The following is a 24,064-nucleotide window of genomic DNA, read 5'->3' on the forward strand; positions in this document are numbered from 1 at the left end:
GATCCCCGGTCAGGTCGCGGCCACGGCAGACCACGAGGCGTGGCGCACCCGAACGCGGGTGCGGCGGACGCCCCAGGGCTGGCCGCTCCGGAGGGCTGGGGTGGGTGCGGGGAGCAGATGGGTGCGAGTCGCCACCCGGTGTGGGAGCGAGCGGTTCGCTGAGGGCTGGGTACGGGCCAGTGCAGGGTTGGGTGGTCCGGCGCGGCTAGGGGCGGGAGCGCGCGCGGGGTGGGGGGCGGTGCGAGGATGCGGGGCCTGGTGGCTAGTGGTGGGAGGGCGTTGTGCGGGGTAGGCGGTCGATGAGGGCTCCGTTGCTGGGTGGGGCGGGGCCGTTGGCGAAGGTTCCGCCGGTGGTGGTGTTCGGGGTTGTGGTGGGGGTGTTCGTGGCGGGGGTGGTGGTGCGCGGGGTTGTGGGGGCGTTGCTGCTCGGGGTGCTCGCGGTGGGGGTGGGGGTGTTGTTGGCCGCCACCTGGCGGGTGTTGGCGCCCGCGCAGCGGTTCGGGCGGGTGTTGGTGCTCGGGTTGGTGGTGGGGATCGCGGTCTCGGTGCTGTGAGGTCGCCGCTATCAGGGCCGGGAGCGCCTAAGATGAACACGGTAACCATCACCCCGTCGGGCCGCCTGCCTCCGGGACGAGGAGAGGACCGATGTCGACCGTGACTTCGGAAACCGCGTCGCACGAGCTCCAGGTCGCCGCCGAGCAGCACGACCACTCACCCGGGCGTCCGGCGCCGGACCCCGCGCACCGCAGGCCCGCGGTGACCCTCGGGGCCGCCGGGGACCTGCTGCGCGCGCTGGCCGCGCCGGTGCGGATCGCCATCGTGCTGGAGTTGCGGGCCGCGGACCGGTGCGTGCACGAGCTGGTGGACTCGCTCGGGGTGGCGCAGCCGCTGATCAGCCAGCACCTGCGGGTGCTCAAGTCCGCCGGGGTGGTCTACGGCGAGCGGCACGGTCGGGAGGTGGTCTACCGCCTCGTGGACGAGCACCTGTCGCATATCGTCGTCGACGCAGTTGCCCACGTGGAGGAAGGCGACCGGTGACGACGGATCGAACATCGGCGACGGTGCCCGGCAGGCGGTCGACCCGCCAGCGGACCGCCGTCGCCCAGCTGCTCGACCAGCTCGACGAGTTCCGCTCCGCGCAGGAGCTGCACGAGGAGCTGCGCAAACGCGGCGAGGGCATCGGGTTGACCACCGTCTACCGGACCCTGCAGTCGCTGGCCGACGCCGGCGAGATCGACGTGCTGCGCACCGACAGCGGCGAGGCCATCTACCGGCGCTGCTCCAGCCACCACCACCATCACCTCGTGTGCCGCACCTGCGGGCACACCGTCGAGGTCGAGGGGCCCGCGGTGGAGCGGTGGGCGGAGAAGGTGGCGGCCGAGAACGGGTTCGCGCAGGTCAGCCACACCGTGGAGATCTTCGGGACCTGCGCGGCCTGCTCCGGCTAGCCCTCGTACGGGTTCTCCGGCTGCGGGATCTCGGTGATCGAGGACACGGTCAGGGTGGGGACGTAGTCGTTCTCCTTCGTCGCGGTGCCGGGCTGGACGCGGCCGACCACTTGCAGCCACGTGTCGTTGGTCAGACCCGCGACGCCGTCGCCGGTGAGCCGGACCTTGACCGGGAACGCGTCGGCGGCGCAGCAGGCGATGGACAGGCGGGCCAGGTAGACCTCGGTGTCCTGGGCGACGACGAACCCGGCGAGCTGGACGTCGCGGTTGTCCAGCGAGTTGCCCGAGTCCCAGGCGGCGCGGGCGGCGAACTCGCTCATCGGCACCGGCACCGAGCTGCCCGCGGGCAGCGGCGAGAAGGCGACCATCCCGTCTGAGCCCGCGGCGCGGCTGGCGGCGGCCCGGTTGTCGCCGCGCATGACCGAGTCGGCGCCGAGCGCGGGCGGGGCGATCAGGAAGATCGCCAGCACCGGCAGGAGCAGCAGCCACGCGCTGCGGGCCGGGTGGTTGTGCGTCCCGTCCGCGTCGTCGTGGTCATGCCCCGCGGCGTCGTGGTCGTGATCCGAGGAGCCCGCGTGAGCCTCATCCGAGCCCACCACCGCGTCCACTCGATCGTCCGCGTCCACAGAAGCCGCCGGGACAACCCGGCGGGGAGCGAGCAGGTCGCGGCCGATGGAGATCACCGCGAGCGCGACCATCACCGCGCCGCCGCCGATGAGCCAGAACTGGTGCGCGGGCTTGACGTACTGCAGGTAGGCGCCGGTGAAACTGATCTTGAGCAGCGCGCCGCCGACCAGGACGAGCAGGATGTTCTGCGTCTCGCGCCGCATCACGCACCCCCGAGGAAGATCAGACCGGACAGCACCGCGCAGGCCATCGCCACCACCAGGGTTGCCGGGGCGAACCGGACCGCGAACGCCCGGCCGAAGGTGCCCGCCTGCAGCGCGAACAGCTTCACGTCGATGGCCGGGCCGACCACCAGGAACACCAGCTTGGGCAGCAGCGGCATGCCCGAGATGGAGGCCGCGACGAACGCGTCCGCCTCGCTGCACAGGGCCAGGACCACCGCGAGCGCGGCCATCACCAGCACCCCGACCACGACCTGCTCGCCCAGGGTGTCGACCCAGGAGCGCGGGATGACCACGTTGAGCACCGCGGCGGTGAGGCCGCCCAGCACCAGGAACCCACCCGCGTCGACCAGGTCGGCCCGGGAGGTCTCGAAGAACAGCCGCCAGCGGGAGCGCCCGTCCGGCTCCGGCAGCCTGCGCAGCGCCCGCTCGATGATCCACTCGGCCTTGCCGAACCTGGCCCACAGCCAGCCCATGACCACCGCGGTGGCCAGCGACCCGACCAGCCGGGCGGCGACCATGCCGGGGTTGTTCGGGAAGGCGACGTTGGTGGCGACCAGCACGACCGGGTTCACCGCGGGCGCGGCCAGCAGGAACGCCAGCGCGACCGAGGTGGGCACGCCCTGCTGCATCAGCCGCCTGGCCACCGGGACCGCCGCGCACTCGCAGGTCGGCAGCGCCACCCCGGCCACCCCGGCGATCGGGACGGCGATGGACTCGCGCTTGGGCAGCAGCCGGTTGAGCACCGAGGCGGGGACGAAGGCCGCGATGGCGCCGCTGATCAGCACGCCGAGCACCAGGAACGGCAGCGCCTGCACGCACACCGCGACGAAGATCGTGGCGCCGGTCTGGATGGCGGGGACGTCGAGCCAGTCGACCAGCCGACCCTGGGCCAGCAGGGCGACGACCAGCACGACGCAGAGCACCTCCAGCGAGGTGACCCGCCGCTTGGGCTCGGGCGCCGTGCCGCCCGGCTCCGGCTCGACCGCGGTCCGCGTGCTCATCGGGCTCCTCCCGCGGTGGCCGGTGGGAGGTCCATCAACCCACACAAACCGGCGCGGGTGGTGCGCGCGGCGCGGGAATCAACCCACTGGGCGACAACGGCCAGTGGTGACCGTGCGCGCACGGGGCTCGGCTGCGGCGGGTGGCTCACCCGGCAGATGATGCCAGGAAGACGATCAGTTGCCAGCGGCCGGGGTTGAACTGTGTTCAGCGGCTTTTCCCAGCAGTTCACCGCGCAACTGGGAAGCGGTGGAGACCACCAGCATGAGCAGGGTGCCGAGCGCGGGCAGGGCGAGGCCCTCGGCCGGGGCGGCGTAACGCAGCGTCACGTCCATCCCCCGCTCGGTGTGCACGACGCCCAGGGTGCCGAACAGGCCCTGGCCCGCGCGCTCGGCGGCGGACACCGCGAGGTCGCGGTCGTCGGGCAGGTCCCAGGCGACCACGCAGGTCAGGCTGAGCACGGTCAGCCCCTCGGCCAGCTCCATCGCCTGGACCGCGCACGGGACGTCGCCGTGCCGGAAGGTCAGCGCGCCGTCGGGGTCCACCTCGACGTCGTGGTAGCTCTCCAGCGCCCGGCGGGCGCGGTCGACCAGCTCGGCGACCTCGGTGCTCATGCGGTTCCCTTCTCGTCGGCGAGCCTGGCGGCGACCTCGGCGGAGTCGGCGGCCGCGCCGAAGCGGCGGTCCCGGCGCGCGTAGGTCTCGACCGCCTCCCACAGGTGGATCCGGTCGAAGTCGGGCCACAGGTGGTCCTGGAAGACCAGCTCGGCGTAGGCGGACTGCCAGAGCATGAAGTTCGAGGTGCGCTGCTCGCCGGAGGGCCGGATGAACAGGTCCACGTCGGGCATCTGCGGCTGGTAGAGGTACTTGGCGACGGTGCGCTCGTCGACCTTGTCCGGGTTGATCTTGCCTGCCGCGGCGAGCCTGGCGATCTCGCGGGCGGCGTCGCCGATCTCGGCGCGGCCGCCGTAGTTGATGCACATGGCGAGGTTGAGCACCGTGTTGCCCGCGGTGCGCTCCTCGGCGACCTCGAGCTCCTTGATGACGCTCTGCCACAGCCGCGGCCTGCGCCCGGCCCAGCGGACCCGCACGCCCATGTCGTCGAGCTCGTCGGTGCGGCCGCGGATGACCTCGCGGGTGAAGCCCATCAGGAAGCGGACCTCCTCGGGGCTGCGCCGCCAGTTCTCCGTGGAGAACGCGTAGAGCGAGAGCCACCGCACGCCGAGGTCGATGCAGCCGCGGGCCACCTCGACGACCTGGGCCTCGCCGCGCTTGTGGCCCTCGACCCGGGTCAGCCCGCGCTGGTTGGCCCACCGCCCGTTGCCGTCCATCACGATCGCCACGTGCTTGGGCACGAACTCCAGCGGGATCGCGGGCGGGCGCGCGCCGGAGGGGTGCGGCTCGGGTGGGGCGACCGGTCGCCCCGCATCGGACCTGCTGGTCCGCCGCCGCCGCAACATCGCCACACACACCTCCACCGGGATCGGCCAAGCCGGTCGGAAATGCTACCGGCGCCCCCCGCCGGGCACGGGGCGCCCCAGTTCGTCCACCGCTCACCTCCGGGTGCGCTCCGGTACACCTCGCCCGCGACGTCCCCGGTGAGAGCGGCACGAAGGGGCGACGGGGCATGCGGGTTCGGCACATCTTGTTGGCGTTGGCGGTACTCGTGGCCGGGATGGTCGTCACGGGCACCGCGGCGGCCGCGCCCACGGGGCCGCCGGTGGTGGGGACCCTGCGGGACTTCCCGACGTCGGGCACCGCCGACGCGGCGCCGTGGTACCGGACCTCGGGGCCGTGCCCGGTCGGCACGATGAGTTCCGACATCGTCATCGACGGCCACGGGCTGACCAGCGCGGTCGCCAAACCGCTCAACGACGTGGAGGTGTCGACCTCGGCACCGTTCTTCATCGCGCAGAACGACACGTTCCGCTACATCGCCACCGCGCACGGCACCACCCTGCAAGGCAAGTACACCGTGTCCGCGCGGTGCGTCGACCCGTTCTCGGGCGAGGTGCTTGGCGTGTTCCGGGTCGACATCGTCTTCCTCAACCCGAACAGCTGGGTACGGTCTCCAACCGCGCCCACCATCGCTATGGCGATCGCGCCAGGTGACGTTGTCGCGGAAGGCAGCCCGGTGACGCTGTCTGCGCAGGTTGGACCTGCCGACATCAGTGGGACCGTGCAGTTCTTCGACGGCGCCACACCGATCAGCTCGCAGATGCCGTACCCGGGTGGGCCCTACGCGGTCACCACCAGCGCGCTCATCCCCGGCGTGCACACCCTGACCACCCGGTTCGCCCCGTACGACCTGATCGATGGCCCCAGTGCGTCGACCTCGCTGGTCCTGCAGGTCACCTCGGGCGCGGTGGCGACGGCGAGGCAGAACATCAGCACCGAGGTGCTCGCGGGCGAACTGCTGGTCAGCGTGCCGAACCAGGGCGTCGTCCTGCCCGCGCCGGTGATGTTGCCGGACGGGTCGATGCTGACGACGTCCGGTCAGCTCAACCCGATCACCGTCATCGACACCCGCGCGGGCAACCCGGGGTGGACCCTCTCCGGTCAGGTCGGCGACTTCACCGCGGGCCCGAACCGGATCAACGGCGCCAACCTCGGGTGGGTACCGGGGCTGGTGAGCTCGGCCGCGGCCCAGTCCGTCCGGGTCGGCAACGCCGTTCCCCCGGCAGAGGCCATCGAACCCGGCGCTGTCCCCCCAGCGGACCGAGGGCTCGCCGCCGCCCGCACCTTGGCGGACGCCTCGGCCGCGCACGGCAACGGAACAGCGACCATGACGGCCCTCTTGGCGCTCAAGGTCCCCACGTCCACCGTCGCGGGCACCTACACCGCGATCCTCACCCTCACCGCGATCTAGGGGCTCCACCCCCGAACCCTGCGCCTTCGGTCCTTGCTCGATCTCAACGATGAGAACGAAAGAAGGGGCTCAACGAAATGCGCGTTCGCACTATCCTTGCCGCCGCGGTGATCGCGGTGGCGACAGTGGGCGTGGTGGGCACCGCGTCGGCACAGGCGGAACGGCCCAGCGGAACGCTCGGTGGCCTGTCCGTCAACCGGTCCAGCGGCACCGACACCACGACCCAGGTCTACCAAACGCAGTCCGGGTGTCCCCAGGGAACCGATGTCTGGGACCTGACCGTGTACGGGCCGGGTGGGTTCAGCAACGGCCTGCGCGCCACGGACCCGACGAACGTCGGCCTCTCGACGCTGGGCGGGTTCTTCGCCCCGCAGGACCGGTCGTTCCGGGAGATCGCGGCGGCGAACGGCACAACGATCACGGCGGGCGGCTACACCGTCGTGCTCACCTGCCGCGAGTCGTTCACCGCCACGGTCCTGGGCACGTTCACCGTGGACGTCGAGTTCGCCTCGCCCATCGAGTACATCGTCCAGGTGGCGGAGCAGACGTACACGGCCGTGTCCGCCTACCCGGCGGCCAGGAGCGCGCGGGGCACGTCGATCGCCCTGTCCGCGTACGTGTACCCGGTGAACGCGACCGGGCTCGTCACCTTCCGCAGCAACGGCGCGGTGGTGGGGACCGCCCGGGTCTCCGGCGGTCGCGCGGACCTGACCACGACCGCGTTGCCGGTGGGGGTGTTGGCGCTGACCGCGACCTTCACCGGTGACCGACCGCTGTTCTCCGGTTCCACGTCGTCACCGGTCGGGCATCAGGTCTATCCCGTACCGGGAATCGCGTTCTCCGTGTCCCCTGGGAACCGGGTCACGCCAGGGAGTCCCGTCACGCTCACCGCGACGACGGCACCGCTCGACATCACCGGCAGCGTGCAGTTCTTCGACGGCAACACCTCCATCACCGATCCGCGACCGGTGACCAACGGCGTCGTCACCGGAGTCACCGACCGCCTCACTCTCGGGAGGCACACGCTCACCGCGCGGCTTCATCCCAACGACACCATCTTCTCCACTCAGGTGTCCCCGCCTATCGCCGTCGATGTGGTGGGGATCGCCGATAGTGCAACCGAGAACATCTCCACGACAGTGCTACCCGGTGCGTTGCTGATCAGTGTGGACAACCGGGAGGTGGTGTTGCCGTCGCCGGTGATGACTCCGGATGGTGGGCGGTTGGTGACGAGCGGGGTGCTCAACCCGGTGACGGTCATCGACACCCGTGCGGGCAACCCGGGGTGGAACGTCTCCGGGCAGGTGAGCGATTTCGCGTCGGGTCCGAATCGGATCAACGGCGCCAATCTCGGGTGGTCGCCCCGGTTGCTCGACAAGTCCCCGGTGCAGGCCGTGTTCCCCGGGTCCGCCGTGCCGACTGCGAACGCCATCGCGCCTGGGGCCACGCCGGGGTCGGGGCAGGGGCTCGTGTCGGCGCGGAGCATGGCGCTGGCGGCGCCGCTGGGCGGTAACGGGACGGCGCGGCTGACCGCTGACCTCTCCCTCGCCGTGCCGACGTCCACCGTGGCGGGGACCTACTCCGCGACGTTGACGCTCACCGCGATCTAGGGCTGGAAGGGGCGGCGCTCGACCAGCGGCAGGGAGCGCAACTGGCGTTCCAGGTGCCACTGCAACAGCGCCGCCACCAGCCCGCTGACCTCCCGGCGGGTCGACTCGCCGGTGCCTTCCGCGCTGTCCCACCTGCCGTTGGCGAGGGAGTCCATCAGCCGCAGCACCTCGATCGGCGGGCTGACCGACCCCGGTGGCTTGCACCGGGGGCAGACCGACCCTCCCGCGTGGACGCTGAACGCGCGGTGCGGGCCCGGGTCGCCGCAGCGGGCGCACTCGGTGATGGCAGGCGACCAACCCGCGAAGGCCATGGCGCGCAACAAGAACGCGTCGAGCACCAGGGACGCGTCACGCTCCCCATCGGCCAGTGCGCGCAGTGCGCCCGCGACGAGCAGGTAGAGGCGGAGCACCGGCTCGCCCTCTTCGGCCGACATCCGGTCCGCGGTCTCTAGCACCGCGCAGGCGGCGGTATAGCGCTGGTAGTCGCCGACGATGCCCGCGCCGAACGCGTCGAGCGTCTGCACCTGGGTGATCACGTCGAGCGTGCGGCCGGTGTAGAACTGCACGTCGACGTGCGCGAACGGCTCGACCCGGGCGCCGAGTCGGGAGGTGGTGCGGCGCACACCCTTGGCCACGGCGCGGACCTTGCCGTGCTTCTGGGTGATCAGCGTGATGATCCGGTCCGCCTCGCCGAGCTTCTGCACGCGCAGCACTACACCGGTGTCGCGGTACAGGCTCACCGGCACATTCTCACACGTACAGCCCGGTGCCCGGCACGTTGCGCGCCACCGACCACAGCACCAGCACCGCCACCGCGGCCACCCGCGCCCACGGCCGGTCCAGCCAGGTCGTCACCGCGCGGCCGCGGACCCGCCGCAGCACCCACGCGACGGCCACCCACGCGTACAGCGCGACGAACACCAGGGCCACGGCGTTGTACCGGACCGCGTCGGCGAACCGGCCGTCGAGCAGGGCCAGCGCCATCCGGGAGCCACCGCAGCCGGGGCAGCACAGGCCGGTCAGCGCCTTGATCGGGCAGACCGGCCAGTCCACGTCAGAACCCGAGGCGGCGCAACTGCTTGGGGTCGCGCTGCCAGTCCTTGGCGACCTTGACGTGCAGGTCCAGGTACACCCGGGTGCCGAGCAGGACCTCGATCTGGCGGCGCGCGGTCGACCCGACGTGCTTGAGCCGCTCGCCGCGGTGCCCGAGCACGATGCCCTTCTGGCTGGAGCGCTCCACGTACAGCAGCGCGTGCACGTCGATCATGTCGTCGCGGCCCTCGCGCGGGACCATCTCCTCGATGGTGACGGCGATGGAGTGCGGCAGCTCGTCGCGCACGCCCTCCAGCGCGGCCTCCCGGATCAGCTCGGCGACCAGCGTGGTCTCCGGCTCGTCGGTCAGCTCGCCGCCCGGGTAGAGCTGCGGGCCCTCCGGCATCCTGGCCACCAGCAGGTCGGTCAGGGTGGCCACCTGGAACCCGTCCACCGCCGACACCGGGACCAGCTCGGCGAACTCCATGACCTCCTGCAGCGCCAGCAGCTGCTCGCCGACCTGGTCGGCGGACACCAGGTCGGTCTTGGTGACGATGCCGATGACCGGGGTGCGCTTGGCGACCTTGGTCAGCTCGGCGGCGATGAACCGGTCCCCCGGTCCCACCTTCTGGTCGGCAGGCACGCAGAAGCCGACCACGTCGACCTCCGACCAGGTCTCCCGGACGATGTCGTTGAGCCGCTGGCCGAGCAGGGTGCGCGGCCGGTGCAGGCCGGGGGTGTCGACGATCACGAGTTGGGCGTCGTCGCGGTGCACGATGCCGCGGATGGCGTGGCGGGTGGTCTGCGGCTTGCTCGAGGTGATGGCGACCTTGCTGCCGACCAACGCGTTGGTCAGCGTCGACTTCCCCGCGTTGGGCCTGCCGACGAAGCAGGCGAATCCGGAACGATGGCCCTGCGCGGTGCTTGTCACCAAGTCATTGTGCCCTTGCGCTCCCCGGCGGGCTGACGCGGTTCAGCTCCAGGGCGGCAGGCAGGTCGGCGACACCGGGTCCGCCGGCGTCCAGCCAGGCCTCGATGTCGTCGAGGACGCCGTCGTCGAGGACGAACCCGAGCCAGACCGGTTTGCCGCCCTTGGCCTGCACGACGACCACGTTGGAGGTCTCGCAGGTGTCCAGGCACTCGGAGACGCGGACCTTGCCGCCGTGCCTGGCCGCGATGGCGCGCAGGCGGCTGACCTGGGCGCCGTGGTTGACGGTGGGGTGCTTCTTGACCGTCCCGCAGCAGCAGTCCCGGCAGACGGTGACGAGGACGCTCACCGCAGCACGTCGACGACGGTGCCCGAGGCGTCGGCGCGCAGCACCGGCACGCCCGCGGTGAGGTCGCGGGCGGCGGCGAGCGAGTCGGCGTCGACCTCGCCGGAGTCGGTGACCACGGCGGCGGCCTCCAGGCCCTCGGCGCCGCTGGAGACGGCGGCGGCCACGGCGGCCTGCAGCGCGGTGAGCCGCAGCGAGGGCAGGGCGACGGTGGCCGCGGCGTAGGTGCGGCCGTCGGTGTCGCGGACCGCGGCGCCCTCGGCGGCACCGGTGCGCGCCCGGCTGGACCGCGCGAGGGTGACGATCTTGGCGTCCTCCTGGTCGAGCTCAGCCACGCTCACCGCTCCTCTCCCACTCCTGTTCGTCGACCGGGGTGGTGTCGACGTCCGCGGGCTCCGGCCGTTCGATCGGGCGCACCACCACGGAGGTGATCCGCACCCGGCCCCGGTTGTCCTTGCCGCCCTCGGCTCGGAACCGTAGCCCGGTGATCTCCGCCTCGGCGCCGGGAAGTGGCACACGTCCCAGCCGCTGGGCGAGCAGGCCGCCGACGGTCTCCACGTCCTGGCCCTCCAGCCGCAGCCCGAACAGCGCGCCGAGGTCCTCCACCGGCAGCCGGGAGCTGACCCGGACCGCGCCGTCGTCGAGGTGCTCGACCGGCGGCCGGTCGTCGGTGTCGGACTCGTCGGTGATCTCGCCGACGATCTCCTCCAGGATGTCCTCGATGGTCAGCAGGCCCGCGGTGCCGCCGTACTCGTCGACGGCGATGGCGATGTGGTTCTTGGACACCTGCATCTCGCGCAGCAGGTCGTCGAGCCGCTTGGTGTCGGGCACGAACACCGCCGCGCCCATCACCTCGACCAGCGGGACCGGCCGGTCGCCCGCCTCGAGCCCGGCGCGCACCAGGTCCTTGAGGTTGACCACGCCGACCACGTCGTCGACGCTCTCGCCGATCACCGGGATGCGGGTGTAGCCGGTGCGCAGCGACAGCGCGAGGGCCTGGCGGCCGGACTTGGCCTGCTCGATCCACACCATCTCGGTGCGCGGGACCATCACCTCGCGGGCGATCGTGCCGCGCAGCTCGAACACCGAGTGGATCATCTCGCGCTCGTCGGCGTCGACGACGCCGCGCTCCTCGGCCATGTCGACCAGCTCGCGCAGCTCCACCTCGGACGAGAACGGCCCTTCCCGGAAGCCCTTACCGGGGGTGATGGCGTTACCGACGAGGATCAGGAAACGAGAGAGAGGGCCCAGGATCGAGCCTAGGACCCGCACGGGCGCGGCGGCGAGGAGACCGACGCCGTAGGGGTGCTGGCGGCCGATGGTGCGCGGCCCGACCCCGACGAGCACGTACGACACGACGATCATGCCGAGCGCGGCGACCAGGCCGGACACCCAGGCGGGGCTGATCGAGCGGGCGCAGACGAAGGTGACCAGCACCGTGGCGGCGAGCTCGCAGCCCAGCCGCAGCAGGAGCAGCAGGTTGATGTGCCTGGGCCGCTCGGCGACCACGGCGAGCAGCTGCTTGGCGCCCGCGCGCCCGGAGCGCAGCAGGCCCTCGACCCTGGCCTTGGACACCGCCGACAGGGAGGCGTCGGCGGCGGCGAAGCACCCCGCGGCGAGGATGAGCAGGACGGCGATGACCAGCAGACCGGCCGAATCGGCGGACACCTCGGGTCAGTCCTCCGGTTCGGTGAGGCCGACCGCGCCGAGCAGCTTGTCGTCCTCGACGCGTTGGGCGGCGCGCCGCTTGGCGTCGGCGGCGGCGGTGCGGAAGTCGGCCAGGATGCGCTTCTGCAGGGTGAACATCTCGCGTTCCTCGGCGGGCTCGGCGTGGTCGTAGCCGAGCAGGTGCAGCACGCCGTGCACGGTCAGCAGGTGCAGCTCGTCGATGAGGCTGTGGCCCGCGGTGCGCGCCTGGTCCTTGGCGAAGGCCGGGCACAGCACGATGTCGCCGAGCAGCGCGGGGCCGGACTCGGAGGCGTCGGGGCGACGCGCCGAGTCCAGCTCGTCCATCGGGAAGGCCATCACGTCGGTGGGGCCGGGCAGGTCCATCCAGCGCTCGTGCAGGTCGGCCATGACGTCGAGCTCGACGAGCAGGACGGACAGCTCGGCGAGCTTGCTGACGTTCATCCGGTCAAGCGCGAAGCGGGCCGCGGAGACGATGGACGCCTCGTCGACCGCCACCCCGGACTCGTTGGCGATCTCGATACTCACCGCGCCATTGTCCCCGCAGGCCTCAGCGGCCGCCGCGCCTGCCCCCGGCACGGACCGGGCCGCGCTGGGTGGCGACGTCGTTCTCGGCCGCGTCCTGCACGACCTGCCAGCGCTCGTAGGCGTCGACGATGTCGCCGACGAGCCGGTGGCGGACCACGTCGGCGCTGCTGAGCTGCGCGAAGTGCACGTCGTCGACGCCGTCGAGGATCTCCCGGACCACCTTGAGCCCGGAGCGCTGCCCGCCGGGCAGGTCGATCTGGGTGGTGTCGCCGGTGACCACGATCTTGGAGCCGAAACCGAGCCGGGTGAGGAACATCTTCATCTGCTCCGGCGTGGTGTTCTGCGCCTCGTCGAGGATGATGAACGCGTCGTTGAGGGTGCGGCCGCGCATGTAGGCCAGCGGGGCGACCTCGATGGTGCCCGCCTGCATCAGCCGCGGGATCGACTCGGGGTCGATCATGTCGTGCAGCGCGTCGTAGAGCGGGCGCAGGTACGGGTCGATCTTGTCGAACAGGGTGCCCGGCAGGAAGCCGAGCCGCTCGCCCGCCTCGACCGCGGGCCGGGTCAGGATGATGCGGCTGACGTGCTTGGCCTGCAGCGACTGGACGGCCTTGGCCATCGCCAGGTACGTCTTGCCGGTACCGGCGGGGCCGATGCCGAAGACGATGGTGTTGGCGTCGATGGCGTCGACGTAGTGCTTCTGGTTGAGCGTCTTGGGCCGGATCGTGCGGCCGCGCCTGGAGAGGATGTCGAGGCTGAGCACCTCGGCGGGCGATTCGGCGGAGTTGGCCGAGAGCATCGCCACGGTGCGGCGGACGGTGTCCGGGCCGACCTGCTGGCCGCGGGCGGCCAGGGTGGTGAGCTCGGTGAACACGCGCTCGGCGAAGGCGACGTCGGCGGGGTCGCCGGACAGGGTCACCTCGTTGCCGCGCACGTGGACGTCGGCGTCGAGCAGTTCCTCGGCGAGGCGCAGGTTCTCGTCGCGGGAGCCCAGCAGGGCCAGCACGGCGCCCTCCGGGATCGCGAACCTCGACTGCGCGTCGCGGATCGGCTCAGCAGAAGAAGGACGGGGGTCTCCCCCAGGTGCGGTACCCGTCACGTGCTCTCTGGCCCACCTTCTGCGCTCGCGCGCCTCACCATCCGACCTCCCCGATGCTAGCCCTCCCCCCACCCCCACCGCACCGAAGAAACCATCACGGCCTGGCTAGGGTTCGCCCCATGAGCGGCTGCCTCTTCTGCAAGATCATCGCCGGCGAGATCCCGTCCACGAAGGTGTACGAGGACCCGCACGTCTACGCCTTCCGCGACATCAGCCCCCAGTCGCGGGTGCACGTGCTGGTGGTCCCCCGTGCCCACCACGAGGACGCCGAAGAACTGACGGCCGACCCCGGACTACTGGCGGCGGTGCTCGCAGCGGGCGTTGAAGTGGCCAAGGTCGAAGGAATCCACGACTCCGGCTACCGCTTCGTCTTCAACACCGGCGACGACGCCTGCCGAACCGTCTTCCACGCCCACCTCCACGTCCTAGGCGGCGAACAACTCTCCACCTTCGGCCGCTAACCAAGAACAAGAGAAAATCGGAAAAGTCTCGCACCAAAGGCTTCTACGCCGATTCCGCCCCGCCACGCGCTCGTCCCTCGCACCACGCACACCTCGCGCTCGTCCTCGCACTACGCACACCCGCCCCGCCACCACCGCACCGTGGGGGCTCCGGGGGCTCGGGCCCCCGGAAGACATCGGCGGCGCAAGGGGGAAGAAGCCCAAAGGGCTTCGAACATGGTGGAGGAAGCCGCGCGGGCGGTGAGGCCTGGGGGTCGCCCCACCGGGCCCGCGCGGCGCCGCCGGACCGAGGGGGGAGGTGTCCGGCGGTAGTCGGGTGAACGCGCTTCGGAATATCTGAAACGCTTTGCGGATAAAGGGTAAACCTTGGGGTGACCTAACGCCAGCGGGCGGTAAGGGCGCCGAGTGCGCCGAGGGCGACGGCGGCGGCGGTGGAAGTCCGCAGCACTGCGGGTCCGAGTCGGACGGCGGTGGCCCCGGCCTGTTCAAGGGTGGTCTGTTCCTCGGGCGTGATGCCGCCTTCGGGGCCGACGACCAGGACAAGATCACCCGATTCGGGTAGCCGGACTTCGACCAACCGGGTGGCGAGGTGGGCTTCGAGGACGAGTGCCCCCGCGCTCGCCCGGACCAGGTCGAACAGTCCGGTCTGGTTGACGGGGTCGCGGACTTCCGGGATCCAGGACCGCCTGGCCTGTTTGGCGGCTTCGCGGGCGGTGGATCGCCAGCGGGCCAGGGCTTTCTCGCCGCGGGGGCCGTCCTCCCACTTCGCGACGCAGCGGCTCGCGCGCCACGGCACGATCGCGTCGACGCCCGCCTCCGTGGCCAGTTCGACCGCCAGTTCGCCCCGGTCGCCCTTGACCAACGCCTGCACCAGCACGACGCGCAGGTCCGGTCGCGGCTCGGTCCACCGGCGTTCGACGGCCACGTCGAGGCTGTCCTTCGCCGCGGCCGTGACCACGCACTCGGCGACCGAGCCCGCGCCGTCGCCGACGAGCAGCCGCTCGCCCGCGCGCAACCGGCGCACGGCCGCCGCGTGCCTGCCCTCCGGGCCGTCCAGGGTGAACGACCCGGCGGCGGGCAGCGCGTCGACCAGGAACTGCGCCAGGGTCATCGGCGGGAGCGCAGGCGGGAGAACAGGCCACCGGTGCGGCTGTTGGCCGAGGCCAGCGTGTGCTCCTCCTCGCCGCGCAGGGTGGCCAGCTCGCGCAGCAGTTCGTTCTGCCTGGCGTCGAGGCGGGTGGGGATCTCCACCTCGATGTGCACGTGCAGGTCGCCGCGGCCGTCGACGCGGCCGGTGGAGCGCAGCCTCGGCAGGCCGCGGCCCGGCATGACCAGCTCGGCGCCGGGCTGGGTGCCCGGTTCCAGGTCGAGCTCGATGCGACCGTCGATGGCCTCCAGCGGCAGCACCGCGCCGAGCACCGCGGTCGTCATCGGGACCCGCAACGTGCAGTGCAGGTCGGCGCCCTCGCGCTCGAAGGTGGCGTGCGGCAGCTCCTCGACCTCGATGTAGAGGTCGCCCGCGGGGCCGCCGCCGGGGCCGACCTCGCCCTGGCCGGACAACCGGACGCGCATGCCGTCAGCCACACCGGGCGGGATCTTGGCGGTGATGTTGCGCCGCGCCCGGACCCGGCCCTCGCCCGCGCACTGGCGGCACGGGTCGGGGATGACCTCGCCAAGACCGCGGCAGGTAGGGCAAGCGCGCGCGGTGACTACCTGGCCGAGGAACGACCTCTGCACCGACTGCACCTCACCCCGTCCGCCGCAGGTGTCGCAGGCGATCGGGCTGCTGCCGTCGGTGCACCCCGAGCCGCGGCACAGGTCGCACAGGATCGCGGTCTCCACCGCGATCTCGCGGCTGATCCCGGTCGCGCACTCCTCCAGCGTCATCTGGATGCGCAGCAGCGCGTCCGAGCCCGGCTGCACCCGGCTGCGCGGGCCGCGACCTCCGCCGCCGCCACCCGCCGCGCCGAAGAAGGCGTCCATGATGTCGCCGAGCCCGAACCCGCCGAACGGGTCGCGGCCACCGCCCCCGCCGCCGCCCCCGTTGCCGAGCGGGTCGCCGCCCATGTCGACGATCTTGCGCTTCTGCGGGTCGGAGAGGACCTCGTAGGCCGCGGTGACCTCGCGGAAGCGGGTCTGCGCCGCCTCGTCCGGGTTGACGTCGGGGTGCAGCTCGCGCGCCAGCTTGCGGTAGGCCCGCTTGATCTCCTCGGAGGTCGCGTCCTGACGCACCCCGAGAGTGCCGTAGTAGTCCCTCGCCACCTGTCCAGTCCTCCTGCCCCGGGCGTGCCGGGGCGCTTCGATACCTGTTCGACCGACCCTCTACCGACCGAGGATCTTCCCGACGTAGTTCGCCACCGCCCGTACCGCGGCGATGTTGGTGGGGTAGTCCATCCGCGTCGGACCGACCACGCCCATGCCGCCCAACAGGGTGGCACGGGTGCCGTAGCCGATGGACACCACCGAGGTGGAACGCATCTCCTCGGCCTCGTTCTCCTCGCCGATGCGCACCGTGATGGTGCCGGGGTCGGCGGTCGCGGCCAGCAGCTTGAGCACGACGACCTGCTCCTCCAGCGCCTCGAGCACCTGGCGCAGCGAGTGGGGGAAGTCGGCGACGTTGCGGGTGAGGTTGGCGGTGCCGCCGAGCACCAGCCGCTCCTCGGGGTGCTCAACGAGCGACTCGACCAGCACCGTGGCCAGCCTGGTGACGACCTCGCGCAGCTCGCCGGGCGCGGTGTCCGGCAGTTCGGCGACGCTGGCCGCGGCGTCGGCGAGGCGCTTGCCTGCCAGGGTGGTGTTGACCATGGAGCGCAGCCTGGCCACGGTCTCGTCGGTGACCACGTCGCCGAGGTCGACCACCCGCTGGTCGACCCGGCCGGTGTCGGTGATCAGCACCAGCATCAACCTGGCCGGGGTGATGCTGACCAGCTCGACGTGGCGCACCGTGGAGGTGGTCAGCGTCGGGTACTGGATCACCGCGACCTGGCGGGTCAGCTGGGCGAGCAGCCGGACGCTGCGGCGCATGACGTCGTCGAGGTCGATGGCGCCCTCCAGGAAGCTCTGGATGGCCTTGCGCTCGGCGGTGGACAGCGGTTTCACGTCGCTGAGCCGGTCGACGAAGAGCCGGTAGCCCTTGTCGGTGGGGATGCGGCCCGCGCTGGTGTGCGGCTGGGTGATGTACCCGTCCTCCTCCAGCGACGCCATGTCGTTGCGGACGGTCGCGCTGGACACGCCGAGGTTGTGCCGGTCCACGATCGCCTTGGACGCGACGGGCTCGTGGTCGCGCACGTAGTCGGCGACGATCGCCCGCAGCACCTCGAACCGGCGCTCGTCGGAACTGACCACGGGCCACCTCCCTCATCCGTGTGCGCGGGGTCTCGACGCAAGTTTACGGAGAGCGGGGCGGCGGGTGGCGCCTAACGGGTCCGGTCCGCCTGCCGCAGGTTGCGCAGGGCGGCCGACGCCGCGATCCGGATGATCGGATCCGCGTGGTCGGCGGCACCGGCGATGATCTCCGTCGACCGCGGCCCCCCGATGAGACTGGCCAGGTAGAGCGCCTTGCAGGCGAGCACCGTGTCCTCCCGCGCGGCGAGCTCCTCCAGGTGCGGCAAGGCGTCATCACCCAACTCGGCCGCGGTGGAGTAGTCCACCTCTTGGACGGATAACTGCTGCCGGACGTGCTGCATCGTGACCGCCATCGCATGACCCCTCACTTGTGGCGTTGCGCTGCCGACAAGAGGCCGCGACCTCGTACCAGATACGCCCCGACCCCAAGTCGGGCCGAAAGTCCCGAACCAGACCCGGAACGCTCGGGCAGCGGCTCAGGTCAGCCGCCGAACGACGGCGTCGGCCAGGAGGCGGCCGCGGGAGGTGAGGACGCAGCGGCCGGAGGTGAGGGCGGTGGGGTCGAGTAGGCCGTCGTGCGCGGCGGACTCAGCCTCGGTCAGGGCGGCGGGGGTGAGGGCGTCGGTGGGGAGGCCTTCGGCGAGGCGGAGTTCCAGGAGGACGCGTTCGAGGCGCTGGTCGGCCTGGGTGAGGTGTTCGCGGGCGGCGGCCGGGGAGGAGCCCTCGGCGAGCAGGGCGGTGTAGCGGGCCGGGTGCTTGACGTTCCACCAGCGGATGCCGCCGACGTGGCTGTGGGCGCCGGGGCCCGCGCCCCACCAGTCGCCGCCGAGCCAGTAGCCGAGGTTGTGCCTGCACCGGGCGGCGTCGGTCGCGGCCCAGTTGGACACCTCGTACCAGTGCAGACCGGCCGCCGCCATGGCCGCGTCCACCTGCTCGTAGCGGTCGGCGAGCACGTCGTCGTCCGGCATCGGCAGCTCGCCCCGGCGCACGCGCCTGGCCAGCGCGGTCCCGTCCTCGACGATCAGCGAGTACGCCGACACGTGGTCGACGCCCGCCGCCAGCACCGCGTCCAGCGAGGCGGCCAGGTCGTCCGGCCGCTCCCCCGGTGTCCCGTAGATCAGGTCCAGGTTGACGTGCTCGATGCCCGCCGCGGTGGCCTCGCGCGCGGCGGCGACGGCCCGGCCCGGGGTGTGGGTCCGGTCCAGGATCGCGAGTACGTGCCGGGCCGCGGACTGCATGCCGAGCGACACCCGGGTGTAGCCGGCGTCGGCGATCCCGGCGAAGAACTCCGGCGAGGTCGACTCGGGGTTGGACTCCGTGGTGACCTCGGCCCCGGGCGCGAGGCCGAACACCGACCGCACCGCGTCCAGCACCTGGGTCAGCCCCGCCGCTCCGAGCAGTGACGGAGTGCCACCGCCGACGAACACGGTGTCAGCGGGCGGCGGTGCTCCCAGGACGTGGGCGGCGAGGTCGAGTTCCTGTCGCAGACCCGCCAGCCACGACTCCGGTGACGCGGAGCTGCCCAGCTCACCGGCGGTGTAGGTGTTGAAATCGCAGTAGCCGCACCGGGTGGCGCAGAACGGGACGTGCACGTACACGCCGAACGGCCGGTCCCCGAGGCCCGCGAGGGCGGACTCCGGCAGGGAACCGTCGACGGGCGCGGGGTCACCCTGCGCGGGAGCTGCGGCCATGTCGGACATCCTCCCAGGTCCGACCACCCGCCCTGGCGTCGGCGGCGCAAGACCCGTGACCTGCGTCCCAGCATTCGGATGGTGGTAGACCACACCGTGGACGCGTGGCACGCTGACTCCCATGTCCGCGACTGAGGTCTTCCTGGTGGCCCGCCGCCACGTCGACTTCCAGCGCGTGTCCAGCGCGATGTGCCGTCAGCACCGCTGACGTCCACGCCTATTCGCATTCAGCAGGCGTCGGGTGCGCCGCTGAGTGATCCCCCGCACCGCCGCCTGGGGTCGTCGTGGCGCGCACGAGCGCCCCGATCCCGGAGGAACCACCGGTGTCCCCCACCACACCCCCCACCCCGGTTTCCCCCACCAAGCCCCCGGCCCGCACGCCGCGGGGCGAGGGTCAGTGGGCGCTCGGCTACCGCGAGCCGCTGAATCCCAACGAACGGTCCAAGAAGGACGACAACCCGCTCAACGTGCGGGCCAGGATCGAGAACATCTACGCCAAGGGCGGGTTCGACAGCATCGACCCCGGTGACCTGCGCGGGCGTTTCCGCTGGTACGGCCTCTACACCCAGCGCAAGCCGGGGATCGACGGCGGCCGCACCGCGACGCTGGAGCCCGAGGAGCTCGACGACTCCTACTTCATGCTGCGGGTGCGCACCGACGGCGGCGCGGTGACCACCGAGCAGCTCACCGTGCTCGGCGAGGTGTCGCAGACCTACGCGCGCGACACCGCCGACATCACCGACCGGCAGAACATCCAGTACCACTGGATCCGGGTCGAGGACATGCCCACGATCTGGCAGAAGCTCGAGGGCGCGGGCATGACCACGATGGAGGCCTGCGGCGACAGCCCCCGGGTCATCCTCGGTTCGCCGGTGGCGGGCATCGCCCAGGACGAGGTCATCGACGGCACCCAGGCGATCGAGGACATCAAGCGCCGGTTCATCGGCGACCCGGCGTACTCGAACCTGCCGCGCAAGTTCAAGTCCGCGGTGTCCGGTCTGCCCGACATCGCCCACGAGATCCACGACATCGCCTTCGTCGGCGTGGTGCACCCCGAGCACGGCCCCGGGTTCGACGTGTGGGTCGGCGGCGGCCTGTCCACCAACCCGATGATCGGTCAGCGGCTGGGCGCGTGGGTGCCGCTCGACGAGGTCGCCGACGTCTACGGCGCGGTGATCAGCGTGTTCCGCGACTACGGCTACCGCCGCCTGCGGCACCGGGCCAGGATCAAGTTCCTGGTCAAGGACTGGGGCGCGGCCAAGTTCCGCCAGGTGGTCGAGGACGAGTACCTGCACCGCAAGCTGATCGACGGCCCGGCGCCCGAGGTGCCCGCGGTGCCGATCGACCACATCGGCGTGCACAAGCAGAAGGACGGCCTCTACTACGTCGGCGCGGCCCCGATCGCGGGCCGGGTGTCCGGGTCGGCGCTGGTGGAGATCGCCAAGGCCGCCGAGCGGGCCGGGTCGAACCGGGTGCGGTTCACCCCGCAGCAGAAGCTGGTCGTGCTCGACGTGCCCGAGGCCGAGGTGGCCGGGTTGCAGGCGGACCTGGCGAAGCTGGGCCTGCAGACCACGCCGTCGCCGTGGCGGCGGGGCGTGATGGCCTGCACCGGCATCGAGTTCTGCAAGCTGGCCATCGTCGAGACCAAGGCTCGCGCGCACGACCTGGTGTCGGCGCTGGAGGCCAGGCTCACCGACGTCACCGACGGGATCACCGCGCCGATCTCGGTGCACATCAACGGTTGCCCGAACTCGTGCGCCCGGATCCAGACCGCCGACATCGGCCTCAAGGGCCAGATCGTCACCGACGACGACGGCAACCAGGTCGAGGGCTTCCAGGTGCACCTCGGCGGCGGGCTCGGCTTGGACGCCGGGTTCGGCCGCAAGCTGCGCGGGCACAAGGTGACCGGCGCTGAGCTGCCGGACTACGTCGAGCGCGTGGTGCGCAACTTCGTCGCCAAGCGCGAGGGCGACGAGCGGTTCGCGCAGTGGGTCGTGCGCGCCGACGAGGGCGACCTGCGATGAGCGAGCGGGCGACGCCCTTCTACTGCCCGTACTGCGGTGACGAGGACCTGCGGCCGCAGGAGGAGCCGCACACGGCCTGGCTGTGCACCGGGTGCAGGCGGGTCTTCACGGTCAAGTTCGTCGGACTGAATCTGTCGGGGGAGGCAGCGAAGTGACCACCACCCACCAGGACCTGGCAGCTCGGGCGGAACGCGAGCTGGCGGGGGCGAGCGCGGCGCAGGCGCTGGCCTGGACGGCCGAGACCTTCGGCGACGAGTTCATCGTCGCCTCCAACATGCAGGACGCGGTGCTGATCGACCTGGCCTACCGGGCCAAGCGCGATATCGACGTGCTGTTCCTGGAGACCGGCTACCACTTCGCGGAGACCATCGGCACCCGCGACGCGGTGGCCGTGGTCTACCCCGAGGTGCGGATCGTCAACGCCGAGGCCACGCAGTCGGTGGCCGACCAGGAGGCCGAGTTCGGGCTGCTGAACCAGACGAACCCGACGCAGTGCTGCTTCCTGCGCAAGGTGGTGCCGCTGCGCGAGACCCTGTCCGGGTACCGCGCGTGGGTCACCGGGGTGCGCCGGGTGGACGCGCCGACGCGGGCGAACACGCCGATCGTGCAGTGGGACGAGCGCAACGGCCTGGTGAAGGTGAACCCGATCGCGCCGTGGAGCGACGACGAGTTCACCCGCTACATCGCCGACCACGGGATCCTGGAGAACCCGTTGGTGCAGGAGGGCTACCCGTCGATCGGCTGCAAGCCGTGCACGGCCAAGCCGCTGCCGGGGCAGGACGCCCGCAGCGGCCGCTGGGCGGGCACGGGCAAGACCGAGTGCGGACTGCATGGCTGAGGACGACGGGGACATGAGTACACAACAGACACAGCCGGGGCCGACCCGCGCGCCGCTGGACGCCCTTGCCCGGCTGGAGTCCGAGGCCATCCACATCTTTCGGGAGGTGGCGGGCGAGTTCGACCGACCGGTGATCCTGTTCTCCGGCGGGAAGGACTCCACCGTACTGCTTCACTTGGCGGTCAAGGCGTTCTGGCCCGCACCCGTCCCATTCCCGCTACTGCACGTGGACACCGGGCACAATCTGGACGAGGTCATCGAGTTCCGCGACCGGACCGTCGAGCGCTACGGCTTACGGCTCGTGGTGGCCAACGTGCAGGACTACATCGACGACGGTCGGCTCGAGGAGCGGCCGGACGGAACGCGAAATCCTTTGCAGACGGTGCCGCTGCTCGACGCCATCACCACCGGCAAGTTCGACGCCGTGTTCGGCGGTGGCCGCCGCGACGAGGAACGCGCCCGCGCGAAAGAAAGAATCTTCAGCCTACGGAATTCCTTTGGCCAGTGGGAGCCGCGGCGCCAGCGTCCCGAACTGTGGAACCTCTATAACGGCAGGCACCGCGCGGGCGAACACGTTCGTGTGTTCCCGCTCTCCAACTGGACCGAACTCGACGTCTGGCGCTACATCAAGCGCGAGGCGATCGTGCTGCCGTCCATCTACTTCGCGCACACCCGAGAGGTGTTCCAGCGCGACGGGATGTGGCTGACGGCCGGTCCGTGGTTCGGCCCGCGCGCCGACGAGCCCGTCGAGGAGTTGACCGTGCGGTACCGGACGGTCGGCGACGGGTCGTGCACCGGTGCCGTGCTGTCCGAGGCGGCCGACCTCGACGAGGTGATCGCCGAGGTCTCGGCGAGCCGGTTGACCGAGCGCGGGGCGACCCGCGCCGATGACCGACTGTCCGAGGCCGCCATGGAGGACCGCAAGCGGGAGGGCTACTTCTAATGGCTACCACCACCCAGGACCTGCTGCGGCTGGCCACGGCGGGCAGTGTCGACGACGGGAAGTCCACCCTGGTCGGGCGGCTGCTCTACGACACCAAGTCCGTGCTGGCCGACACCCTCGACGCGGTGCACCGCGCCAGCGTGGACAAGGGACTGTCCACTCCGGACCTGTCGCTGCTGGTCGACGGGCTGCGCTCCGAGCGCGAGCAGGGCATCACCATCGACGTGGCCTACCGCTACTTCGCCACGCCCAGGCGCTCGTTCGTGCTCGCCGACACCCCCGGCCACGTGCAGTACACCCGCAACACCGTCACCGGCGCGTCCACCGCGCAGCTGGCCGTGCTGCTGGTCGACGCGCGCAAGGGGGTGCTGGAGCAGACCCGCCGCCACGCCGCGGTGCTGGCGCTGCTCGGCGTGCCCCGGCTGGTGCTGGCGGTCAACAAGATCGACCTCGTGTCCTACGACGAGGCGACCTTCGAGGTGATCGCCAAGGAGTTCACCGACCACGCCACCGCGCTGGGCTACCCGATCGGCTCGGTGCTGTCCATCCCGGTGTCGGCGCTGGTCGGCGACAACGTGGTGGAGCGCTCCGGGCACACGCCCTGGTACGTCGGCCCGACGCTGCTCGAGCACCTGGAGACCGTCCCGGTCGAGCCGGACCCGCACGACGCGCCGCTGCGCTTCCCGGTGCAGTACGTGATCCGCACCAACACCGCGGAGCACACCGACTACCGCGGCTACGCGGGGCAGGTCGCGGCGGGCACGGTCCGCCCGGGTGACGAGGTGGTCGTGCTGCCCTCGGGGCTGCGCACCACCGTCGCCAGGGTCGACACCCCGGACGGCGAGCTGGCCGAGGCCGAGGCGGGCCAGTCGGTGACGCTGGTGCTGGCCGACGACATCGACATCTCCCGCGGCGACCTGATCGCCGCGGCCGTCGAGCCGCCGCTCGCGGTGGACGAGTTCGAGGCGACGCTGGCGTGGCTGTCGGACAAGCCGCTGCGGGCGGGGGCCAGGGTGCTGGTCAAGCACGGCGCGCGCACGGTGCGGGCCGTCGTCGGCGAGCTCAACGCCCGGTTCGACGAGCAGAAGCTCACCTCCGTGCCCGACCCGACATCCCTCGAGCTCAACGAGATCGGCCGGGTGCTGGTGCGCACGGCCGAACCGCTGCCGGTCGACGACTACGCGGTCAACCGGCGCACCGGCGCGTTCCTGGTGATCGACGCCGCCGACGGCTCGACGTTGGCGGCCGGTCTGGTCGGCGCCGGTCTGCAAGCCCTGTCCACCACCGGATCCGCGTCCGGTGCGAGCACGGCGGGAGACCTCGTCTCCCCCGGTCCGTAGTACAACCCACCCCGGAAAGGCCCCACC

General features: G+C 71.7%; 29 protein-coding genes. 12 read left to right on the forward strand and 17 right to left on the reverse strand.

Translation table 11 applies throughout. The annotated features are described in order from the left end of the window. Positions 1–299 precede the first annotated feature (299 nt). The 3 genes from BMY07_RS10630 to BMY07_RS10640 all read left to right on the forward strand — a co-directional run bounded on the left by BMY07_RS10630 (position 300) and on the right by BMY07_RS10640 (position 1,448). Positions 300–554, forward strand: coding sequence for a hypothetical protein (locus BMY07_RS10630; protein WP_245782308.1), 255 nt, complete (start codon positions 300–302; stop codon positions 552–554). A gap of 91 nt (positions 555–645) precedes the next feature. Next, entirely contained in the window at positions 646–1,038 is a 393-nt protein-coding gene (locus BMY07_RS10635; RefSeq protein ID WP_092776999.1) for an ArsR/SmtB family transcription factor, read from the forward strand. Continuing rightward, complete coding sequence (locus BMY07_RS10640) at positions 1,035–1,448, forward strand: Fur family transcriptional regulator (RefSeq protein ID WP_092777001.1); 414 nt, start codon at positions 1,035–1,037, stop codon at positions 1,446–1,448. Before BMY07_RS10635 ends, BMY07_RS10640 begins: the two co-directional genes overlap by 4 nt. On the opposite strand, the gene BMY07_RS10645 is transcribed toward BMY07_RS10640, so the two are convergent. The 4 genes from BMY07_RS10645 to BMY07_RS10660 form a co-directional block, all read right to left on the reverse strand. Further along, positions 1,445–2,278, reverse strand: a complete 834-nt coding sequence (locus BMY07_RS10645; protein ID WP_092777003.1) for a TIGR03943 family putative permease subunit — start codon at positions 2,276–2,278, stop codon at positions 1,445–1,447. The two genes, BMY07_RS10640 and BMY07_RS10645, sit on opposite strands and share 4 nt — an antisense overlap. Beyond that, on the reverse strand, positions 2,278–3,300 hold the full coding sequence (locus tag BMY07_RS10650; RefSeq protein ID WP_092777005.1) for a permease: 1,023 nt from the start codon (positions 3,298–3,300) through the stop codon (positions 2,278–2,280). Before BMY07_RS10650 ends, BMY07_RS10645 begins: the two co-directional genes overlap by 1 nt. 174 nt (positions 3,301–3,474) lie before the next feature. Further along, on the reverse strand, positions 3,475–3,912 hold the full coding sequence (locus tag BMY07_RS10655; RefSeq protein ID WP_092777007.1) for a hypothetical protein: 438 nt from the start codon (positions 3,910–3,912) through the stop codon (positions 3,475–3,477). Continuing rightward, positions 3,909–4,757: an isoprenyl transferase gene (locus tag BMY07_RS10660; RefSeq protein WP_092777357.1), complete on the reverse strand. Its 849-nt coding sequence runs from the start codon at positions 4,755–4,757 to the stop codon at positions 3,909–3,911. The genes BMY07_RS10655 and BMY07_RS10660 overlap by 4 nt, the downstream gene beginning before the upstream one ends. Before the next feature lie 167 nt (positions 4,758–4,924). On the opposite strand from BMY07_RS10660, the gene BMY07_RS10665 reads away from it, so the two are divergent. Further along, a complete protein-coding gene (locus BMY07_RS10665) occupies positions 4,925–6,166 on the forward strand; it encodes an Ig-like domain-containing protein (RefSeq protein ID WP_143073432.1) in 1,242 nt (413 codons plus the stop codon). Between the two features lie 77 nt (positions 6,167–6,243). Then, positions 6,244–7,776 carry an Ig-like domain-containing protein gene (locus BMY07_RS10670; protein ID WP_092777009.1) on the forward strand — a complete coding sequence of 511 codons (1,533 nt, stop codon included), beginning with the start codon at positions 6,244–6,246 and terminating at the stop codon, positions 7,774–7,776. Here the strand turns inward: BMY07_RS10670 and recO are convergent. Genes recO through BMY07_RS10710 form a run of 8 tightly spaced genes read right to left on the reverse strand, consistent with a single transcriptional unit; the run spans position 7,773 to position 13,395 of the window. After that, a complete protein-coding gene (recO, locus tag BMY07_RS10675; RefSeq protein WP_092777361.1) occupies positions 7,773–8,516 on the reverse strand; it encodes a DNA repair protein RecO in 744 nt (247 codons plus the stop codon). The genes BMY07_RS10670 and recO overlap by 4 nt on opposite strands. A 10-nt stretch (positions 8,517–8,526) precedes the next feature. Continuing rightward, on the reverse strand, positions 8,527–8,829 hold the full coding sequence (locus BMY07_RS10680) for a DUF2752 domain-containing protein (protein WP_092777011.1): 303 nt from the start codon (positions 8,827–8,829) through the stop codon (positions 8,527–8,529). A gap of 1 nt (position 8,830) precedes the next feature. Further along, entirely contained in the window at positions 8,831–9,739 is a 909-nt protein-coding gene (era, locus tag BMY07_RS10685) for a GTPase Era (protein WP_092777363.1), read from the reverse strand. Between the two features lie 4 nt (positions 9,740–9,743). Then, a complete protein-coding gene (locus tag BMY07_RS10690) occupies positions 9,744–10,085 on the reverse strand; it encodes a hypothetical protein (RefSeq protein ID WP_092777013.1) in 342 nt (113 codons plus the stop codon). Next, a complete protein-coding gene (locus BMY07_RS10695) occupies positions 10,082–10,417 on the reverse strand; it encodes a cytidine deaminase (RefSeq protein ID WP_092777015.1) in 336 nt (111 codons plus the stop codon). Before BMY07_RS10695 ends, BMY07_RS10690 begins: the two co-directional genes overlap by 4 nt. After that, the gene (locus BMY07_RS10700; RefSeq protein WP_245782309.1) at positions 10,410–11,750 is read right to left on the reverse strand and encodes a hemolysin family protein; all 1,341 of its coding nucleotides are present in this window, start codon (positions 11,748–11,750) and stop codon (positions 10,410–10,412) included. The genes BMY07_RS10695 and BMY07_RS10700 overlap by 8 nt, the downstream gene beginning before the upstream one ends. 6 nt (positions 11,751–11,756) lie before the next feature. Continuing rightward, complete coding sequence (gene ybeY / locus BMY07_RS10705) at positions 11,757–12,296, reverse strand: rRNA maturation RNase YbeY (protein ID WP_092777365.1); 540 nt, start codon at positions 12,294–12,296, stop codon at positions 11,757–11,759. Between the two features lie 22 nt (positions 12,297–12,318). Then, complete coding sequence (locus BMY07_RS10710; protein ID WP_177215518.1) at positions 12,319–13,395, reverse strand: PhoH family protein; 1,077 nt, start codon at positions 13,393–13,395, stop codon at positions 12,319–12,321. Between the two features lie 119 nt (positions 13,396–13,514). On the opposite strand from BMY07_RS10710, the gene BMY07_RS10715 reads away from it, so the two are divergent. Then, positions 13,515–13,856 (forward strand): histidine triad nucleotide-binding protein, encoded by a 342-nt coding sequence (locus BMY07_RS10715; protein ID WP_092777017.1) that lies wholly within the window; start codon positions 13,515–13,517, stop codon positions 13,854–13,856. A gap of 376 nt (positions 13,857–14,232) precedes the next feature. On the opposite strand, the gene BMY07_RS10720 is transcribed toward BMY07_RS10715, so the two are convergent. The 5 genes from BMY07_RS10720 to hemW form a co-directional block, all read right to left on the reverse strand. Continuing rightward, positions 14,233–14,967 carry a 16S rRNA (uracil(1498)-N(3))-methyltransferase gene (locus BMY07_RS10720; protein WP_092777019.1) on the reverse strand — a complete coding sequence of 245 codons (735 nt, stop codon included), beginning with the start codon at positions 14,965–14,967 and terminating at the stop codon, positions 14,233–14,235. Next, positions 14,964–16,118, reverse strand: coding sequence for a molecular chaperone DnaJ (gene dnaJ, locus BMY07_RS10725; protein WP_092777021.1), 1,155 nt, complete (start codon positions 16,116–16,118; stop codon positions 14,964–14,966). The genes BMY07_RS10720 and dnaJ overlap by 4 nt, the downstream gene beginning before the upstream one ends. A gap of 60 nt (positions 16,119–16,178) precedes the next feature. Continuing rightward, positions 16,179–17,201: a heat-inducible transcriptional repressor HrcA gene (hrcA, locus tag BMY07_RS10730; RefSeq protein WP_092777023.1), complete on the reverse strand. Its 1,023-nt coding sequence runs from the start codon at positions 17,199–17,201 to the stop codon at positions 16,179–16,181. A gap of 71 nt (positions 17,202–17,272) precedes the next feature. Next, positions 17,273–17,554: a hypothetical protein gene (locus BMY07_RS10735; protein ID WP_092777025.1), complete on the reverse strand. Its 282-nt coding sequence runs from the start codon at positions 17,552–17,554 to the stop codon at positions 17,273–17,275. Positions 17,555–17,677: 123 nt separating this feature from the next. Then, entirely contained in the window at positions 17,678–18,892 is a 1,215-nt protein-coding gene (hemW, locus tag BMY07_RS10740) for a radical SAM family heme chaperone HemW (protein ID WP_177215519.1), read from the reverse strand. A 121-nt stretch (positions 18,893–19,013) separates the two neighbouring features. Between hemW and BMY07_RS36155 the strand changes: the two genes are divergently transcribed. From BMY07_RS36155 to BMY07_RS10765, 6 genes are all read left to right on the forward strand, one after another. Continuing rightward, positions 19,014–19,100 carry a putative leader peptide gene (locus BMY07_RS36155; protein ID WP_425426265.1) on the forward strand — a complete coding sequence of 29 codons (87 nt, stop codon included), beginning with the start codon at positions 19,014–19,016 and terminating at the stop codon, positions 19,098–19,100. 115 nt (positions 19,101–19,215) lie between these two features. Continuing rightward, positions 19,216–20,916 carry a nitrite/sulfite reductase gene (locus BMY07_RS10745; RefSeq protein ID WP_092777029.1) on the forward strand — a complete coding sequence of 567 codons (1,701 nt, stop codon included), beginning with the start codon at positions 19,216–19,218 and terminating at the stop codon, positions 20,914–20,916. Then, positions 20,913–21,071 (forward strand): Insertion element protein, encoded by a 159-nt coding sequence (locus tag BMY07_RS10750; protein WP_092777031.1) that lies wholly within the window; start codon positions 20,913–20,915, stop codon positions 21,069–21,071. The genes BMY07_RS10745 and BMY07_RS10750 overlap by 4 nt, the downstream gene beginning before the upstream one ends. Next, positions 21,068–21,754 carry a phosphoadenylyl-sulfate reductase gene (locus BMY07_RS10755; RefSeq protein WP_092777033.1) on the forward strand — a complete coding sequence of 229 codons (687 nt, stop codon included), beginning with the start codon at positions 21,068–21,070 and terminating at the stop codon, positions 21,752–21,754. The genes BMY07_RS10750 and BMY07_RS10755 overlap by 4 nt, the downstream gene beginning before the upstream one ends. A 13-nt stretch (positions 21,755–21,767) precedes the next feature. After that, positions 21,768–22,697: a sulfate adenylyltransferase subunit CysD gene (gene cysD, locus BMY07_RS10760; RefSeq protein WP_092777369.1), complete on the forward strand. Its 930-nt coding sequence runs from the start codon at positions 21,768–21,770 to the stop codon at positions 22,695–22,697. Further along, complete coding sequence (locus tag BMY07_RS10765; RefSeq protein WP_092777035.1) at positions 22,697–24,037, forward strand: sulfate adenylyltransferase subunit 1; 1,341 nt, start codon at positions 22,697–22,699, stop codon at positions 24,035–24,037. Before cysD ends, BMY07_RS10765 begins: the two co-directional genes overlap by 1 nt. Positions 24,038–24,064: the final 27 nt, after the last annotated feature.

The sequence above is a fragment of the Actinokineospora terrae genome (assembly GCF_900111175.1).
Taxonomy (GTDB): Bacteria; Actinomycetota; Actinomycetes; order Mycobacteriales; family Pseudonocardiaceae; genus Actinokineospora; species Actinokineospora terrae.

Excerpts from the sequence above, each read along its gene's own strand:
- BMY07_RS10665 (WP_143073432.1), top strand. The coding sequence starts at position 4,925 with ATGCGGGTTCGGCACATCTTGTTGGCGTTGGCGGTACTCGTGGCCGGG.
- BMY07_RS10735 (WP_092777025.1), bottom strand. The coding sequence starts at position 17,554 with ATGGCGGTCACGATGCAGCACGTCCGGCAGCAGTTATCCGTCCAAGAG.
- BMY07_RS10650 (WP_092777005.1), bottom strand. The coding sequence starts at position 3,300 with ATGAGCACGCGGACCGCGGTCGAGCCGGAGCCGGGCGGCACGGCGCCC.
- BMY07_RS10765 (WP_092777035.1), top strand. The coding sequence starts at position 22,697 with ATGGCTACCACCACCCAGGACCTGCTGCGGCTGGCCACGGCGGGCAGT.
- BMY07_RS10670 (WP_092777009.1), top strand. The coding sequence starts at position 6,244 with ATGCGCGTTCGCACTATCCTTGCCGCCGCGGTGATCGCGGTGGCGACA.
- BMY07_RS10750 (WP_092777031.1), top strand. The coding sequence starts at position 20,913 with ATGAGCGAGCGGGCGACGCCCTTCTACTGCCCGTACTGCGGTGACGAG.
- BMY07_RS10660 (WP_092777357.1), bottom strand. The coding sequence starts at position 4,757 with ATGTTGCGGCGGCGGCGGACCAGCAGGTCCGATGCGGGGCGACCGGTC.
- BMY07_RS10715 (WP_092777017.1), top strand. The coding sequence starts at position 13,515 with ATGAGCGGCTGCCTCTTCTGCAAGATCATCGCCGGCGAGATCCCGTCC.
- BMY07_RS10655 (WP_092777007.1), bottom strand. The coding sequence starts at position 3,912 with ATGAGCACCGAGGTCGCCGAGCTGGTCGACCGCGCCCGCCGGGCGCTG.
- BMY07_RS36155 (WP_425426265.1), top strand. The coding sequence starts at position 19,014 with ATGTCCGCGACTGAGGTCTTCCTGGTGGCCCGCCGCCACGTCGACTTC.
- BMY07_RS10630 (WP_245782308.1), top strand. The coding sequence starts at position 300 with ATGAGGGCTCCGTTGCTGGGTGGGGCGGGGCCGTTGGCGAAGGTTCCG.
- hemW (WP_177215519.1), bottom strand. The coding sequence starts at position 18,892 with ATGGCCGCAGCTCCCGCGCAGGGTGACCCCGCGCCCGTCGACGGTTCC.
- cysD (WP_092777369.1), top strand. The coding sequence starts at position 21,768 with ATGAGTACACAACAGACACAGCCGGGGCCGACCCGCGCGCCGCTGGAC.
- BMY07_RS10635 (WP_092776999.1), top strand. The coding sequence starts at position 646 with ATGTCGACCGTGACTTCGGAAACCGCGTCGCACGAGCTCCAGGTCGCC.
- BMY07_RS10645 (WP_092777003.1), bottom strand. The coding sequence starts at position 2,278 with ATGCGGCGCGAGACGCAGAACATCCTGCTCGTCCTGGTCGGCGGCGCG.
- BMY07_RS10720 (WP_092777019.1), bottom strand. The coding sequence starts at position 14,967 with ATGACCCTGGCGCAGTTCCTGGTCGACGCGCTGCCCGCCGCCGGGTCG.